The following is a 15953-nucleotide window of genomic DNA, read 5'->3' on the forward strand; positions in this document are numbered from 1 at the left end:
TACTTTTACCCCGAAATTCAGATTTCAGGAAATAATTTCTTCCACTTCGCTATCGAATTTCTGCTTATCTTAAAATGATTTGAAATATCTGTATTGGTCATCTTGTTCTTTTTCTGATAGGTCAGAATCTGCAAAATTGATTCACCATCGTATGCCCGAAATTTTCCGTTCTCTTTTTCATCAGGAACACCATTGGTTTCAAAAATTATTTTTTCAAGTTCGAAAATATCCATCACCGAGAGTTTTGCCTTACTAAGCACAGTTTCACATTTTCTTCTTTTATCCACATATTTCATTTCAATCATATCGGTATAAATTTTCCTGTAATCCGGAGCATTTATTCTGAATTTCGACTGTTGTATTTTTCTATCCATTTGTAAAGTGTTGTCTTAGGAATTTTATATTCTTCTGTGATCTCTGTTTTGGTTTTTAGCCCGCTATTGAGGAGTTCCAGAACAAAATTTATAATTTCTTTGGTATACACATTCTTTCTGTAAGAAGGCAGTTTCTGTGTTTCCTGTGCTTCAGTTTTACTTTTTTCAGAGGGAGAAAAAAGAATAATGTGCTGCACATAAATTCTGAAAAAATCATATTTAAGCAGTTTACTCCATCTTAAGAGAATTTCGGTATCAATGCTTGGTTTTTGGTACATAGAAAAAATTTCTTCTTCACTGCATTTCAAAAACTTCTCTATCCGGTACATATCGATTCCTTTTTCATTTACTTTCTGATGGATAAGTTTTCCGATATGGATTTTTTTTACATTGTAAGACATAACTCATAATTTTTTTATCTTATTTTTTGTGTTATTGATTATTATATTTTTTCCGTAATCCATATTTCATATCCCAACTTGACATCAACATTATCGTATCTACAGACATTTCAAATGCTTTTTGATGATACAAATATAGATTCCCAGGTAAACTGATTGATAAAAATTTTAACGTTTTAAGATCTGGTTTAAATAATCTCAAATATTTAATAATCAATATATTAAATAAACTATTTTAGAAATTAACTTATTAGAATTATTGTATTCTATTAATTATTATCTTAGTACTGAAATTTTCAAACTTTGTAAAGTAAAAAAGGAACGGTTTCAGACAAACACAATTAACTCATGAAAACTAATTTTTACCAGAATACAAAACCGGACGGAACTCCTGGAGAACATCTGATTAAAATGTTCTTTTTCCATTACAATTTGATGCTGATGGTTATTTTATTTATTCATACCCTCATTTTCTATTTTGAAGGGAATGAAAATATTGTAGTTTTCTTTTTTGCAACGGTTTTGCTTTTAGGATTGGTAACAACCGTTAATTACCGGTTGGAATACCAAATCCTGAAATACTTTCTTGATTATTACCTTGTTGCAAAAATCACATTGCTTTTTGTATTACTTTTTATGTTCTGGAAAATCGCTCCCGAAACTATTTTATTTTTTGCCCTTCTTCCTTTAGGACTATACAATCTTTACAGTTTCAGAACCGTGCTATTGGTGACATCTCTTATCACACTGCTTCTTGTTATTATGGTAAATCTTCCATTATCCTACTTTCCCGATATTATCGTCAACAAAAACGCTCATCTAAGCAAAGTAAAAGTTTTATTAACATTTCTGCCAATCTCTTTATTTCTGATATTTTACAACATAAAGATTTTTGAAAAAAAACATCAGTACAAAGATTCAAAAGCTACCCCCGAAAACGAAGACACTGCATCTGAAAAAAGCAAAGCAAAAGAAAGTGATGAAGAAAATCTTCAGATGTATACCGAAATTTATCACCGTATTAAAGAATATCTGGAATCTGAAACTCCATGGAAAAATCCGGAATTTGGCATTCAGGATCTTGCATACGAATTCGGGATCAATACCACCTATCTCTCTAAAGCGATCAGCCAGAATTCTGATACTAATTTTAAAAACCTCATCAATACCTATCGTATTAATTATATCAAGGATGAAATGAAAGTAAATTATCCAAAATATACTTTAATGCATATCTATATTTCTGCAGGCTTTAAGCATCAGTCTACATTTAACAGAGCCTTTAAACAGATTGAAAATAAAACACCTTCAGAATATATGAGATCAATTGGTATAGATGCATATGCAATTTCTGAGTGATAAAATTTATTTTTTTTGCTTTTGTATAAGCTTACACAAAAGGGTAATTGCCATAAAAACTTACATAAACTAATTTTGATATGAACTTTTAGCTGATATTAATATTGGTATAATAAAAGTTTAAAAAAAATTACTGTTATGTTTGATCTTGATCTGTTTAGCTATTTATCTACATTATGTATTGGCACTTTTTGCCTTTTTGCCCTTATATTTATAGTGTATTTAAGTTATCGATTTTTTGATATTAGAAAATTAAATTCTGAAGCCTTTGTTAATTATCTTACAACCCTTCTGAGGAATGAACTAAAACAAACAGGATATACAATATTTGCATTGATATGCGTATTTACCTTGGGAGTTCTTACACAAGATTTCACAGATCATTTAGCAGATAGTGAAATCAGTAGAAATCCTCTTGTAAAATTTTTTAAGGATAAAAATGTTTTTTGTACAGAGGGAGAAATAAGAATGGAATCTCTAGTTAAAAATGAAAAAGAGCTTTCTGGATTAGGAAAACAGATTTTCAAAAATAAGCAACTCAGTGGTGATATGATAAGAAATTCCAATAACACTTTTTTCAAAGATGATAATGTTGAAGATTTCTGGAAAAACAACGGAACTGCTATATTGAATCATAAAATGAAGAAAAAAGCATTCATCAGTTATGTAAACGGAATTTATTATACATGTAAAAATTGGTGTTATCTCAAATCCGACCCTATAAGAAAAGAATTGAATGAAATTCAGATAAGAATAGATTTAGCAAGATCATTGGCAATTATTTCTTTACTAACACTTTTTTGCGTTTTAACTTTATATATAGTTTATATCTTCGTAGAGTTCTCAAAAGGAAAACATAAATTTAAAATTCTGGAAACGGTTAATAAAGGTAAAGAGAAAAAAACCGTCGTAAAAAGGAAAATATTCTTTCCATTAAAATCAATAATTATTTTGACATTAATTTTTTACGTAAGCCGACTCTGCTATCATGTTGCTGAAAATAATTTTAATGAAAGAGCATTTGGCTATTATGCTGATCATTTAAAATATGAAAATTAATAAGTGCTTTTTAAAATTAATTTTCACTCTAAAACTTAAATTTAGTTTAGCATTTCCCATTACAAAACTTTTCGAAAATTATAATTTGTGTATTGAAGCTGTTTTAAAATAAAAAAGATAAAACTCTATGGAGTTTTATCTGTCTAGAAATCATATTTACAAGATGTTCGGCGTTCCGAGGAACGCTATCTTTAGAATATTTATCGTATTATAGATATCAATCCTACGGATTGATTGATGGGTTTATTCTTATTTCTACACAGATTCTGCTCCTAAAGGAACAAAATTATTTTTTATTTTAAACATTCTTATTTAATACACAGATCAGCTATTCTTTTTTGAGCGGCTTTTTTTATATTTTTTTATCCTAATAGAGAATTTTATTTACCCAAAATCTCATTTTGCCTATAAAAAATTTATTCTTTAAGATTTATTGAAAATTTTAAAATAAAAAACACATTCTGAACGTAACTTTTTGATTATCTTTAGTAAAAAATCGAAAATGAAAAAAATTTTACTATTGATGTTGTCATTTTATGGAGTGTGCAACGCGCAGACTACCGTTACCAAAACCTTTAACGATCCTGTTTCCGGAGATAATCCCAATTATCTTCTTGCCACCGGAACTCCCAACAATTCCGGGACGGGAGCGAATATCACGTTTAACAATTCTTCATTGGTATTAAGCGGTTCCGCACCCGCAGCCTACTCCACTCCTTCTGCGTCTGAAATTTCAACCTTCCCCGGTTCTACTCTGAAGCTCACCGGAAGTTCAAATACAGTGTATTACAAACAGTCGGCTTCAAAACTCGAAATTACGGGGCTTGTAACCACGGATGCCACGCTTAATTTATCATCCAACAACGGAACATTTATCTCCTATCCCGCTGCTTACGGATACAGCGAGACAGATCAGGCACAGGGAACATTCACGTCTACTACTGCAAACGGTCTTTGCAAAGGCACAATTACCCTTACCGCCGATGCGTGGGGAAATCTGCTTTTGGCTTCTTCTACCTTTACAAATGTTTTAAGGGTAAAATCTGTTCAGAATTTCAATCTTTACCTTCCTAACGATACCTCTTTTTTATTTCCCATAGGAACTATCGTAAACACTTCTTATTCCTATTACGGAAGCTTATATAAATTTCCGCTCCTCACCACCAATGAAACCGTGGTAAATATTCCGGTAGCAGGAATTAATAACCAGACAACGAACTCGGCACAGGCTTTAAATACGACAGTATTGGCAGCCGGAGATTGGTCTGCTCAAAAACAGAGATTGGAAATATACCCGAATCCGGCTTACGATTTTATTAATTTTAAAGGAGACACCCAAAATTACACTCAGGCAAAAATTTACAGTCTGGATGGAAAACTAATCAAAACATCAGATTTAAAATCCGGAAAAATACAGGTTTCCGAACTTCCTCCTGCATCTTACTTCATCGAGATTTCAGGAAAAGACAATAAACAGGAAACTGCAAAATTCATTAAGAAATAAAAATTTGAACATAAAAAATAAAATCTGTCCGGAAAATTTTCCGGACAGATTTTTAACGATTAAACACTGAAAATCAAACCATTGCCAAAACTTATCTCTCACTGATCAGCTTTACATCCATTATCATTCAAACAATCATAGAGAAGTCTTCTGCAAAAAAAGGAATTTCATCCGTTATTATTTACCATGCAACTCATATATTTTTTACAGATAAAGGTCTGAAAATATAGTATTATTTATTTTTAATCTGCTACCTTTAGAGTTAGAAATTCATTCTAGCAAATAATTATATTATCACTTTTAAATGAAGTTTTTTATTGAGGAAAAAAATTCGTAAAAAACAGGCATCTGTCAGAACAGCAAAATTGAATATTTCATTATTTAAGTTTACAGAAAAGATAAAAAAAGTATTAAATATTTTGTTTATAGATTACAAATAAAATTTTTCAGATGACAGGTAAAATCATTGGAATCGGTAACTGTATACCTTCCGAAACAGTTGATAATTTATTTTTTAACAATCATATCTTTTTAGATGATAAAGGAGTTGTCTTAAAAGATGACAATTTCTCACTTACCGAAAAATTAAAAAAAATTACCGGTATCGAGGAGAGAAGATATGCATCCAGAGATCAGGTTACCTCTGATCTTGGGTTAATTGCTGCGCAGGCTGCGATAGAAGATTCCGGTATAGATCCTGAAACGTTAGATTATATTATTTTTGCCCATAATTTTGGCGATGTCCGCTACGGAACAGTGCAGTCGGATATGGTTCCGAGTCTTGCAGCACGAGTAAAACATCTTCTGAAAATTGAAAATAATTTCTGTGTGGCTTATGATATTCTGTTTGGATGTCCGGGATGGATAGAGGGTGTCATTCAGGCAAATGCTTTCATCAGATCCGGCATAGCAAAAAGATGTCTGATCATCGGAGCAGAAACACTGTCCAGAGTAGTTGATATCCACGACAGAGACAGCATGATCTATGCAGACGGAGCAGGAGCCGTTGTGCTGGAATATAATGATCAGGACAATTCCGGTATACAGTCTCATCTTTCGGCTTCTTACACACTTAAGGAAAAAGATTATCTATTCTTTGGTAAATCCTACAACAACGAAGCCTGTCAGGACACAAAATATATAAAAATGGAGGGCAGAAAAATCTATGAATTTGCTCTCGTACACGTTCCTGATGCTATGAAAAAGTGCCTTGACAACAGTGAATACACCATTGATCAGGTAAATAAGATCATTATTCATCAGGCGAATGAAAAAATGGACGAAGCCATTGTAGAAAGATTTTACAAATTGTACGGACTAAAAATGCCCGCAGATATCATGCCTATGGTAATCCAGAAACTCGGAAACAGCAGCGTTGCAACCATCCCATCTTTGCTTACCATGATTTTAAAAGGAGAACTGGAAAATCATAATATCCGGAAAGGTGATGTTGTTCTGTTTGCCTCAGTTGGCGCAGGAATGAATGTTAATGCGATTGTTTATAAGTTTTAAAAGAAACCTCGTTAATTATTCTGGCGGTCGTGCTTTTTCAGCTCCCTTTCAATTTCATTAACTTCTGTAAGAGGAAGCTGATACGTGTTCTCGATATAGCTGATAAGATTTTGATGGGGTTGAGAGCCCATTTTTCTGATGAAAAGATGATTTCCCGCTTTAAGAGATTCAATAAACTGATGAGTATAAACATCTCTGCTGAAGAATGTTTTCTCAAGAACTGCCCTTTTATCGTCATTTACAATAATATCAGAAAAATCAGTGTTCATTAATACGGTCTGAAAGAAAGATTCTGCCGGAAGAAGGGTATGAAGATAATAATCTTCAAAATCCATCACACTCTTGTTATTTGTTAAAAACACACAGGTCTCTCTGGTAAACATAAACCATTTTCCACCGATGTAAGGCACCACTCCTTTCATAAATTCTCTTCTGTAAACATAGGATGAAATTTTGTGGGTAAGCTCTGTAAAATGATTTTGTATCCGCTGAAGCGTATCTGGTCTGTAAAATTTCTGGTCGTAGTAAAAAATATAATTCCTTCCTTTATTCACGGTAAGAAACTGCCGGATAATCTGCTGCGATTTCAAAGGAGAATCTTCACCGCTTAAATTGATGAAATAATCCCACTCAACACTTGCATTCAGAAGATATTCCATCGCATTCAGTTCCGTCTGGATCATACTGAATCCTCCGGAAACGATATTTACACTTTCTAAAATATACACATTGGGAAACCGTACAAGATAATTCTGTATTTCCTCTGTTAGCTCCGCCTTCGCTTTACGGTCTATATGAATAAGATAAAACTGATCTCTGGTATAAATTTTTTCAAACAGTTCTTTAAATACAGCCGGTTTGTGATGAATCATAATGAAATAAGCGATCCTTACCTGTCTTAAAGACCCGGAAACAGATTCCTTGGGTTGCGCGAGAATGGCGCCTGAGTGCTCTTGCATACGTATTGGATTAAAATTATCCGCATGATGCAAACAATTCTGTTGTGTGCGGAAGGTAAGAATAAAATTTTGATAATCAACTAATTAAATCAAAAAATATTCATTTATTTTATTGTATATTTGCCAAAGCATTAATAAAACAGGTTTCTGCCTTCGCTATTCTGTATTAGTTTAAGATCACAATTTTTCTTTCAGTTTGCCTTTTCAGCCACCCGATTATCAGAGCGATTTCAAGTAGAATTCAGACATTTTTTTTATTTGAAAGATGATATGTCATTGTGTGCTGTTCACATTATTTCACGAAAATAATATCAACGCAATACAATAGAATGTTGAGATAACAGAAGTACAAACTGTTGTTTCTCAGCCATAACCTATTCAAATTCTTAAAATGAATTTGCTTACCATAACGGGAAACCGAAATTATTATGATCAGTTTTAAAAATTTAAATTTAATTAATCCTATTGTAAGAGCTGTTACAGAGGCGGGATATTCTAAACCAACCGAAATACAGGCTTCTGCAATCCCTCATATTTTAGCCGGAAATGATATTTTAGGCTGCGCACAGACGGGAACAGGAAAAACAGCCGCATTTGCGATGCCTATTCTTCAGCTATTAAAAAAATATACTCCGGAACATAACTCAATCAGAGCATTAATCCTTACTCCAACAAGAGAACTTGCGATACAGATAGAAGAAAACTTCAAAATATACAGTAAATATTTACCCCTTTCGCAACTCTCCATTTACGGAGGAGTGTCTGCCGGAGCACAGCTTTCAGCCCTCAGAAAAAGAGTGGACATTCTGGTTGCAACTCCCGGAAGATTGCTTGATCTTGTGAACCAACGGTATATTGATCTTTCCAAAATTGAAATATTTGTTTTAGATGAAGCAGACCGTATGCTTGATATGGGATTTGTAAATGATGTGAAAAAAGTTATTCAGATGCTTCCTAAAAAAAGACAGACTTTGTTCTTTTCTGCAACCATGCCGGAAAGCATCAAAAATCTTTCGGAAACGATACTGAATAATCCTGAAAAAATAACAGTAAATCCGGTATCTTCTACAGCAAAAAGCGTTCAGCAGTCTGTATATTTCGTAGAGAAAAAAGATAAAACAGGGTTACTCATCAATATTCTGCAAGACAAAGGAAAAGAACGCTCACTGGTTTTTACAAAAACCAAACACATCGCCAACAGACTTGTGGAGCAGCTGGAAAGTGCAGGAATTTTTGCGATGGCAATCCACGGAAACAAATCTCAGACTGCAAGACAAACGGCACTCAACGATTTTAAGAACAGCAAGATAAATGTTCTGATTGCTACCGATATTGCAGCAAGAGGAATAGATATTGATGAACTTCCTAACGTGATTAACTATGAACTTCCCAATGTCCCTGAAACCTATGTACACCGGATCGGAAGAACCGGAAGAGCGGGAGCTGAAGGAACAGCGGTTTCATTTTGTGACGATCAGGAACGTACCGATTTAAAAAACATTCAGAAACTGATAGGATTTACAATGCCTGTCGTTTCGTTTCAAAAATAAAATCTGTGAAGTCGACAGATTTATAATACCATAATTTTAATACCAATTACCATGCAACAAGGCACAGTAAAATTTTTTAACGAAGCAAAAGGCTTCGGATTTATTTCTCCTGCAGACGGGAGCAAAGACATTTTTGTACATTCTTCAGGACTAAGCACAAGAGAAATCCGTGAAAACGATAAAGTGAGTTTTGAAGTACAAAAAAGCGAGAAAGGATTAAACGCAGTTAACGTTAAGTTAGTTTAATTCAGATTACCTGATGAAAAAAAATCTCTAACATAATTTTACAAGATAATCTGTAAATTCATATAATGTTTGACCATATTAAGATTTACTTTTTATTTTTTTTATGTTCATCGACCTCTTGTGAAAACAAGAGGTTTTATTTGTGATATACTTTTGCATGGAGATTCACAGAATTGAAATCACGCATATTCAATATATGATTACCATAAATCTTTTCAAATCTGAAATTATCATCAAAAAGACTTAAACCATCAACAAATCTTTAATTTTTCACACGAAAGTGTATTTTTTCATTTTTTTGCCCGTTTTTTGCTCTCTGAAAATTATCACCTACTAAATATAAGATCATGAAAAAATACTTCTTCCTTCTTTCCTCTTTTATCTTTTCAGGATTTTCTGCACAGGAAACTACTGCTCCTGAAACTCCTGCTAAAAAGGATATCATTAAAATGACAGCACCTGAAAACCCGGATAAAATGAACATTATCAAGACAAATGTTACGGCTTATGTTTTCAGAAACATCAATCTCTCTTACGAAAGAGCTTTCAACCAGTGGTTTTCTTTAAATATGGGATTCGGAACCATGCCTGAAGGGAAAGTTCCTTTCATCAATTCATTTCTGAGCGATGAAGACGAAAAAAGATTTCAGAATCTCGAAGTAAAATCGTTCAACTTTACCATCGAACCGCGGTTTTATCTCGGAGCCGGTTACGGAAAAGGATTTTATGTAGCCCCTTATTACAGATATTCCAAAATTACTTCCAACACATTCGATTTTTATTATGATTATACCTTCAGCGGAACGACCTATCAGATTCCTCTGAAAGGAAACGGAAGCGCACACGGAAACAGCGGCGGCGTAATGGTGGGCGTTCAGTTTTTCCTTACGCCAAGCAAAAATTTAGTTCTGGATTTCTGGATCGCAGGAGCGCATTACGGAAAAGGACAGGGCGATTTTACCATGACGAGTGATGTGATCCTGACTCCCGATATGCAGGCTCAGCTGAAAAAAGAAATTGAAGATCTGGATATTCCTTATGTGAATTACACCGTAGAAACCAATGCAAACGGAGCCAGAGTAAATGTAGACGGACCATGGCTTGGCTTCAGAAGCGGATTGTCTCTGGGATATCGATTTTAAAAATTTTTACTGCCTACTTAAAACCGTTCTTTCTGGAGAACGGTTTTATTTTTATATTGGTCTGAAATAAACACGCATGTATTCATCTCACGTTTCCGTTCACTATGCTATTCAGTTTGTTTTAGGTTACAGGTATTTCATTAAATATGATAAATTATCTGAAAGTTCTTTAAACTGTAGTGAAACGGAAGATTTTTACAGACAGTTCAAACAAAAAGGGGCATTAAACTTAGCATTGATTCCAGAAAATAAAATAGCCGAGAACTTTATTGTCCGAAAATTTTCCCGCTTCGATCATAAACCATTAGTTGAGGTCATTTATTCCGGATATTCGGAATACTTTTATATTTCGCCCGAAAGAATTGTCCCGATAAAAAATTACAGAAAACAATTTATCCTGAAAACTGAAAATCATCTATACGAGAAAATTTACAACATCATTAAATATTATTATGAAAGTTCTTTAATAGAAACTAATGATCCCATGTATCAGCATTTTTATGCAAGTGCATTCTCTCATCTTACCGGCAAAACTGAGGATGATATACCTGAAATTTATCGACTGATGGATGAAAAAAACTATCATTTGATGATGGCAATGTTTAGCATCAAAGGTGTTGGAAATATGGAAATGCATAATGGATTGCAGGGAATGGAGTTTTTAGCCAAAGACGAAAATTTAAGGACATATATGCTTCCTGAATGGGGAAGTCAGTTTTTGTATACAATTTTCAGATAAATTATATCTAAAATACTTTTCACAATTAAAGAAAAGAAATATCTTTCCTGCATGAATTCATCACAAATCACCACCACCCAAAGAATCAAAGCAATTGTAGGCGGATCGATCGGAAATCTGGTAGAATGGTACGACTGGTATGCTTACGCTGCCTTTGCCATTTATTTTTCAAATGCTTTTTTTCCGGATTCGGATATGACGGCACAGCTTTTAAACACAGCCGGAATTTTTGCAGTCGGTTTTCTGATGCGTCCCGTAGGAGGATGGCTTTTCGGAAGTATTGCCGACAGAGTCGGAAGAAAAAAAGCAATGACGCTTTCCGTTTTGCTGATGTCTTTCGGGTCTTTACTCATTGCTTTAACGCCCACTTATAAAACCATTGGTGTCTTGGCTCCTCTTCTGTTATTAATCGCAAGGTTATTGCAGGGACTGAGTGTTGGCGGAGAATATGGCGTTTCGGCAACCTACCTCAGCGAAATGGCAACTTCAGACCGGAGAGGATTTTATTCCAGCTTTCAGTATGTGACTTTAATTGGCGGACAGTTAATTGCTTTGGGAATTCAGCTTATTTTACAGAAATTGCTTTTAACGGAAGTCCAACTCGAAGATTGGGGATGGAGAATTCCTTTTGTGATCGGAGCCTTGCTTTCTGTCATCGCTTTATATTTAAGGGCCAATCTTCATGAAACTGAAGCTTTTGAAAACAAAAAAGATCTGGGTGAAAAGAAAAAAGGGACTTTAAAAGAACTGCTTAAACATCCGAAAGCATTAATTACCGTTGTAGGATTAACATTGGGCGGAACGTTAGCTTTCTACACCTACACTACGTATATGCAGAAATTTCTGGTGAATACCGTTCATCTTACCAAAGAAGAATCTACCCTGATCTCTTTTATTTCTCTGTTTATTTTCGCTTGCTTACAGCCTGTTTTCGGAGCGCTGTCGGATAAGATCGGAAGAAGACCTTTATTATTGGCATTCGGAATTCTGGGAACCCTCTTCACCTATCCCCTGCTAAATGCTTTAAGCCACACCACATCCATGTGGGGGGCGTTTTTCCTGATTATGTCGGCTTTAATTATCGTGAGCGGCTACACCTCTATCAATGCCGTAGTAAAAGCCGAACTTTTTCCGTCTGAAGTAAGAGCTTTGGGAGTCGGGCTACCTTACGCTTTAACGGTTGCCGTTTTCGGAGGAACGGCAGAGTATATTGCACTTTGGTTTAAACAGGCAAATGTGGAACATTATTTCTACTGGTACATTACAGCCTGTATTTTCTTTTCCTTCGTGATATATATCAGAATGAAGGACACCAGAAAAACCTCTACACTGGATAAGGATTAATTGATGATAAAAAATTCGCGGCTCAGGTTCCCTGAGCCGCGATTTCTATTTAATGATAAGCCTGCTTAAATTTCTCTAAAATATTGTCCAGATTATGCCTCTGAACATAAACGCTCTTCACATCTTCATACCTTGGCGATTTATAAAAAACTTCGTGGAAATCCATACTGCCGTTCCCTACTTTCACCACTTTCTGTACTTCGATATTCAACTTTCTTAATTCGTCTTTAAAAACCTGAAATTCATCTTGTATATTCTTCATCTATATTTTTGGATTTAATTAAAATTACCTCTTTACATCAAACACCCTACCAAAATAAAGGGGTCGTGTTTAAATTCTGAATAAAGTTAATAAAATATTCCTTATAAACATAAGATTCAGGCAATATTTTACTAAAATATTTACGACAATCGAATTTATTTTACAAAATGTATACATTTTTAACAGATTTAACGTTTAAATAAATAATTCAAAAACTTTATACCCACGACGCTCAAAACAGCTTTTACAGCATTCCTTTTATCACTGTTTAATTTTTTTCAGGCACAGAAATCTGAATTTAAAACTCCCGATTATGCTTCAATTCAGTAAAATCTTCAAGATGAAAAAATCCTGATTTTATTATCCAAAAACTTCTGAAAAAATGTGAATGCTGGTAAATTTCACAAAAAATGAACTTTCATTAACGTTAAAATTTTAATTTCGTGCTTTAAAAATTACTTCGTGAATTATTTACAAAGATTGAAACGTGATACCAAAGATCTTTTACAGTTTATAAAAAAGCCAGATGACGTTCAGATTGAATTTTCTTCAAAAAGAAAATTTCACTTCATTTCCAATCTGCTGATTATTGAGATTATTTTCTTTTTGGTTTTAGTGCTTCCTTTAAACTATCTCGCGGAAAAATTTATCACTTTAAAACCATCCGATGCTTTTGAAAATCTAACATGGTTTCAGGCGGTCTTTTTAATGGTAATTTTTGCTCCGCTTTCTGAAGAATTTATTTTCAGATACGTTCTTCGTTACAAAAAGCTTTTTTCAAACTTTATCAGCAGGGAAAAATGGAACAGAATTTTTCCGTTTTTAGTCTATATTTCTTCAATCATTTTCGGATTTGTACATCTAGACAATTATGTAAACGACTCGTGGAAATTCTACGCCCTTTCTCCTTTCATTGTGGCTTCTCAGTTATCGGGAGGGCTTATTTTAAGCTACATTCGTGTAAGGCTGAATATTTTTTACAGCATGCTTTATCATGCGTTATGGAATCTTCTGTTCGGAATTTCTATTCCTTGCATCATGTTGCTTTTTATGTCTCCTTTTGCTGAAAAAACACAGGATTACGATATAAGAATTGAGCAGAAAGCTTTTATAAATGACAACGAACCTGTATTATCTGAAACGAAAATAGTTGATGACAGAATATACAGCATTGAAACCAGACAATATTCACTTCAGAGTTTATTGGATCATCTTTACAGAAAAGATCAGTTTACTACAGACGAAGGCTTGATGAATATTCATTTCAAATCCGAAAAAGGAATCTCCAAGGATGAATTTTTGAAAATTTTACAGAAAGAATACGAAATCAAATAAAAAAAGGTTAAAACCAATCGATTTTAACCTTCTTGTATCTACAACAAATTACTTCTTAGTTTCTTCTTCCAGTTCCACTTCAGGTCTCAACTGAGCTTTATAAAGCGTGGAGTAATAACCGTTTTTGTCCAGAAGTTCAAGATGTTTGCCTTCTTCAACAATTTTTCCATGCTCCATGACGATAATTTTATCGGCTTTTTCAATGGTTGAAAGTCGGTGTGCAATAATGATCGACGTTCTGTTTTTCGTAATTTTTTCCGTGGCTCTCTGAATTAATTTTTCACTTTCGTGGTCGATGGAAGAGGTAGCTTCATCTAAAATCAGAATTTTCGGATCAGACAGATAGGCTCTTAAGAAAGACAGCAATTGTCTCTGTCCCAGAGAAATGGACGAACCTCTTTCACTTACCACATAATCATATCCTCCCGGAAGCTGTTCAATAAATTCATCAACTTCAATTTCTTTTGCACCTGCTTTTATTTTATCCAGCGTAATGCTTTCATCCCCAAACGAAAGATTTTCAAAAATACTTCCGTGGAACAGGAAAACATCCTGCAGAACGACTCCGATGTGGCTTCTTAAATTATAAAGCTCATAATCTTTCAGATCCACATCATCTATTAAAATATTTCCGGAATTAATATCATACAATCTTGTAATTAAACTGATGATCGTAGATTTTCCGGCTCCGGTTGCGCCAACGATTGCAACAGTTTCACCCGGATTTACTTTAAAATCAATTCCCTTTAATACTTCCTGCTTTTCATCGTACGCAAAATGTACATTTTTAAACTCTATTTTTCCGTCAAAATGATCTTTCCTTACTTTTCCGTTGTTCGACATCGCATTGTCTTCATCCATTAACCCTAAAACTCTTTCTGCACCTACAATTCCTCGCTGAATATTGTTGAAACGGTCGGCAATCTGTCGTAAAGGACGGATCAGCATCGAAATATACTGGATAAACGCAATCACAACTCCCGCACTGATCGTAATATATCCTCCGTAAAAAAGGATAAACCCGATGAAAAGAGACGAAATTAATTCCACCACAGGAAAAAACAGAGAGAAGATAAAAACCGTTCTCAGCAACGCACTTTTTAAAGTAATATTAATATCATCAAACTTTTTAAATTCAGCTTCCTGCCTGTTAAAAACCTGAATGATCGGCATTCCCGCCAGTCTTTCCTGAACGAAAGAGTTTTGGTTCGAAGTCCAGTTTCTTTCATCTCCGAATGCTTTTTTCAGCCTTTTCTGGAAAAATCTTGTAATGACGACCATTAAAGGTAAAATAGCCAATGTAATATAACTGAGATGAACATTGGTACTGAACATCATTACCAGTACAAAAATAATTCTCAGTACATCTCCGAAAACCATCAAAAAACCATCCGTATACACCGTTGCAATGGTTTCTACATCGCCAACCGCTCTTGTCACCAATTGCCCGATCGGAGTTTTATCGAAGAAAGATGTTTTAAAATAAATCAGCTTATTATACAACCTCTCTCTTATGTCTCTGATTACATTCTGAGAAATAAAATTGGAGAAATAAACCAGAAAAAAGTTTAAAATGGTCTCTGTGAAAACCAGACCGATTAGAAGATAAATATGCTTTAGCATCAGCGCTTTATCTTTCAGTTTGGTAATATCATTATCCACCACTTCCATGGTAAGATAAGGACGGTAAGTAGAAACTATTGCCAGAAAAATGGAAATCACTAAAGTAAGGATGAACCAAGAACGGAACTTCATTCCGATAAAGAACAGCCTCTTTACAATTCCCCAGGTATCTTGTTTTTTCATTGTACGAATTGAAGAAAAGAATTATATAAAATTCTATGCAAAAATAAGACTTTCAAATTTGTCAGCCTTTACAAGTTGTGAAATACCAATGAAAAATTCAGATTGATGTTATTTATGGTATAGATGAATCTCTCATCAGTTGATTCTAATTTCAGGAGGTTGTCATGCTGAAAGCATCTCAATACAGCATTACAAATTCGATTCCTTCCTGAAAAAATTTTTACCTCATCAAAACAACGTAGAATTGTTTCACATAAGATCAAAGATTACATTTTACCTTGTAAGGGAAAACATAAGCCTCAAAAATCTTTTATTTTTTTTTCATTTAAACACAAATTACACCCATATTTTTCACAAATGA

General features: G+C 34.0%; 15 protein-coding genes. 10 read left to right on the top strand and 5 right to left on the bottom strand.

The annotated features are described in order from the left end of the window. Positions 1–17: 17 nt before the first annotated feature. Complete coding sequence (locus PFY09_RS09660) at positions 18–374, bottom strand: helix-turn-helix domain-containing protein (RefSeq protein WP_271162273.1); 357 nt, start codon at positions 372–374, stop codon at positions 18–20. Beyond that, a complete protein-coding gene (locus PFY09_RS09665) occupies positions 338–775 on the bottom strand; it encodes a recombinase family protein (RefSeq protein WP_076390743.1) in 438 nt (145 codons plus the stop codon). Before PFY09_RS09665 ends, PFY09_RS09660 begins: the two co-directional genes overlap by 37 nt. A gap of 348 nt (positions 776–1123) precedes the next feature. Here PFY09_RS09665 and PFY09_RS09670 point away from each other — a divergent pair, with 348 nt between their 5' ends. From PFY09_RS09670 to PFY09_RS09685, 4 genes are all read left to right on the top strand, one after another. Further along, positions 1124–2134, top strand: a complete 1011-nt coding sequence (locus PFY09_RS09670; protein WP_271162274.1) for a helix-turn-helix domain-containing protein — start codon at positions 1124–1126, stop codon at positions 2132–2134. 138 nt (positions 2135–2272) lie between these two features. Further along, positions 2273–3193 carry a hypothetical protein gene (locus PFY09_RS09675; protein WP_271162275.1) on the top strand — a complete coding sequence of 307 codons (921 nt, stop codon included), beginning with the start codon at positions 2273–2275 and terminating at the stop codon, positions 3191–3193. 502 nt (positions 3194–3695) lie between these two features. Beyond that, positions 3696–4697 carry a T9SS type A sorting domain-containing protein gene (locus PFY09_RS09680; RefSeq protein WP_271162276.1) on the top strand — a complete coding sequence of 334 codons (1002 nt, stop codon included), beginning with the start codon at positions 3696–3698 and terminating at the stop codon, positions 4695–4697. A gap of 450 nt (positions 4698–5147) precedes the next feature. After that, complete coding sequence (locus tag PFY09_RS09685) at positions 5148–6209, top strand: 3-oxoacyl-ACP synthase III family protein (protein WP_256040072.1); 1062 nt, start codon at positions 5148–5150, stop codon at positions 6207–6209. Between the two features lie 11 nt (positions 6210–6220). Here PFY09_RS09685 and PFY09_RS09690 read toward each other — a convergent pair whose 3' ends face one another. Next, on the bottom strand, positions 6221–7168 hold the full coding sequence (locus PFY09_RS09690) for a beta-1,6-N-acetylglucosaminyltransferase (protein ID WP_271162277.1): 948 nt from the start codon (positions 7166–7168) through the stop codon (positions 6221–6223). A 431-nt stretch (positions 7169–7599) separates the two neighbouring features. Between PFY09_RS09690 and PFY09_RS09695 the strand changes: the two genes are divergently transcribed. From PFY09_RS09695 to PFY09_RS09715, 5 genes are all read left to right on the top strand, one after another. Beyond that, entirely contained in the window at positions 7600–8718 is a 1119-nt protein-coding gene (locus PFY09_RS09695) for a DEAD/DEAH box helicase (protein WP_271162342.1), read from the top strand. Between the two features lie 51 nt (positions 8719–8769). Then, entirely contained in the window at positions 8770–8964 is a 195-nt protein-coding gene (locus tag PFY09_RS09700; RefSeq protein ID WP_076390738.1) for a cold-shock protein, read from the top strand. Between the two features lie 347 nt (positions 8965–9311). Next, complete coding sequence (locus PFY09_RS09705; RefSeq protein ID WP_256039871.1) at positions 9312–10106, top strand: DUF3575 domain-containing protein; 795 nt, start codon at positions 9312–9314, stop codon at positions 10104–10106. A gap of 76 nt (positions 10107–10182) precedes the next feature. Continuing rightward, positions 10183–10845: a hypothetical protein gene (locus PFY09_RS09710; protein ID WP_271162278.1), complete on the top strand. Its 663-nt coding sequence runs from the start codon at positions 10183–10185 to the stop codon at positions 10843–10845. Positions 10846–10896: 51 nt separating this feature from the next. Then, positions 10897–12189 (top strand): MFS transporter, encoded by a 1293-nt coding sequence (locus tag PFY09_RS09715; RefSeq protein WP_271162279.1) that lies wholly within the window; start codon positions 10897–10899, stop codon positions 12187–12189. Positions 12190–12238: 49 nt separating this feature from the next. On the opposite strand, the gene PFY09_RS09720 is transcribed toward PFY09_RS09715, so the two are convergent. Beyond that, positions 12239–12451: a hypothetical protein gene (locus PFY09_RS09720; RefSeq protein WP_029295611.1), complete on the bottom strand. Its 213-nt coding sequence runs from the start codon at positions 12449–12451 to the stop codon at positions 12239–12241. Between the two features lie 462 nt (positions 12452–12913). Here PFY09_RS09720 and PFY09_RS09725 point away from each other — a divergent pair, with 462 nt between their 5' ends. Continuing rightward, positions 12914–13786 carry a CPBP family intramembrane glutamic endopeptidase gene (locus PFY09_RS09725; protein ID WP_271162280.1) on the top strand — a complete coding sequence of 291 codons (873 nt, stop codon included), beginning with the start codon at positions 12914–12916 and terminating at the stop codon, positions 13784–13786. A 48-nt stretch (positions 13787–13834) separates the two neighbouring features. Here PFY09_RS09725 and PFY09_RS09730 read toward each other — a convergent pair whose 3' ends face one another. After that, positions 13835–15592, bottom strand: coding sequence for an ABC transporter ATP-binding protein (locus PFY09_RS09730; protein WP_271162281.1), 1758 nt, complete (start codon positions 15590–15592; stop codon positions 13835–13837). Between the last annotated feature and the right edge of the window lie 361 nt (positions 15593–15953).

Source organism: Chryseobacterium gambrini, assembly GCF_027920505.1.
In the GTDB taxonomy this organism is placed as follows: Bacteria; Bacteroidota; Bacteroidia; order Flavobacteriales; family Weeksellaceae; genus Chryseobacterium; species Chryseobacterium gambrini.

Coding starts and splice junctions, on each gene's coding strand:
- PFY09_RS09670 (WP_271162274.1), top strand. CDS start 1,124: ATGAAAACTAATTTTTACCAGAATACAAAACCGGACGGAACTCCTGGA.
- PFY09_RS09700 (WP_076390738.1), top strand. CDS start 8,770: ATGCAACAAGGCACAGTAAAATTTTTTAACGAAGCAAAAGGCTTCGGA.
- PFY09_RS09665 (WP_076390743.1), bottom strand. CDS start 775: ATGTCTTACAATGTAAAAAAAATCCATATCGGAAAACTTATCCATCAG.
- PFY09_RS09660 (WP_271162273.1), bottom strand. CDS start 374: ATGGATAGAAAAATACAACAGTCGAAATTCAGAATAAATGCTCCGGAT.
- PFY09_RS09730 (WP_271162281.1), bottom strand. CDS start 15,592: ATGAAAAAACAAGATACCTGGGGAATTGTAAAGAGGCTGTTCTTTATC.
- PFY09_RS09705 (WP_256039871.1), top strand. CDS start 9,312: ATGAAAAAATACTTCTTCCTTCTTTCCTCTTTTATCTTTTCAGGATTT.
- PFY09_RS09680 (WP_271162276.1), top strand. CDS start 3,696: ATGAAAAAAATTTTACTATTGATGTTGTCATTTTATGGAGTGTGCAAC.
- PFY09_RS09715 (WP_271162279.1), top strand. CDS start 10,897: ATGAATTCATCACAAATCACCACCACCCAAAGAATCAAAGCAATTGTA.
- PFY09_RS09710 (WP_271162278.1), top strand. CDS start 10,183: ATGTATTCATCTCACGTTTCCGTTCACTATGCTATTCAGTTTGTTTTA.
- PFY09_RS09720 (WP_029295611.1), bottom strand. CDS start 12,451: ATGAAGAATATACAAGATGAATTTCAGGTTTTTAAAGACGAATTAAGA.
- PFY09_RS09685 (WP_256040072.1), top strand. CDS start 5,148: ATGACAGGTAAAATCATTGGAATCGGTAACTGTATACCTTCCGAAACA.
- PFY09_RS09690 (WP_271162277.1), bottom strand. CDS start 7,168: ATGCAAGAGCACTCAGGCGCCATTCTCGCGCAACCCAAGGAATCTGTT.
- PFY09_RS09675 (WP_271162275.1), top strand. CDS start 2,273: ATGTTTGATCTTGATCTGTTTAGCTATTTATCTACATTATGTATTGGC.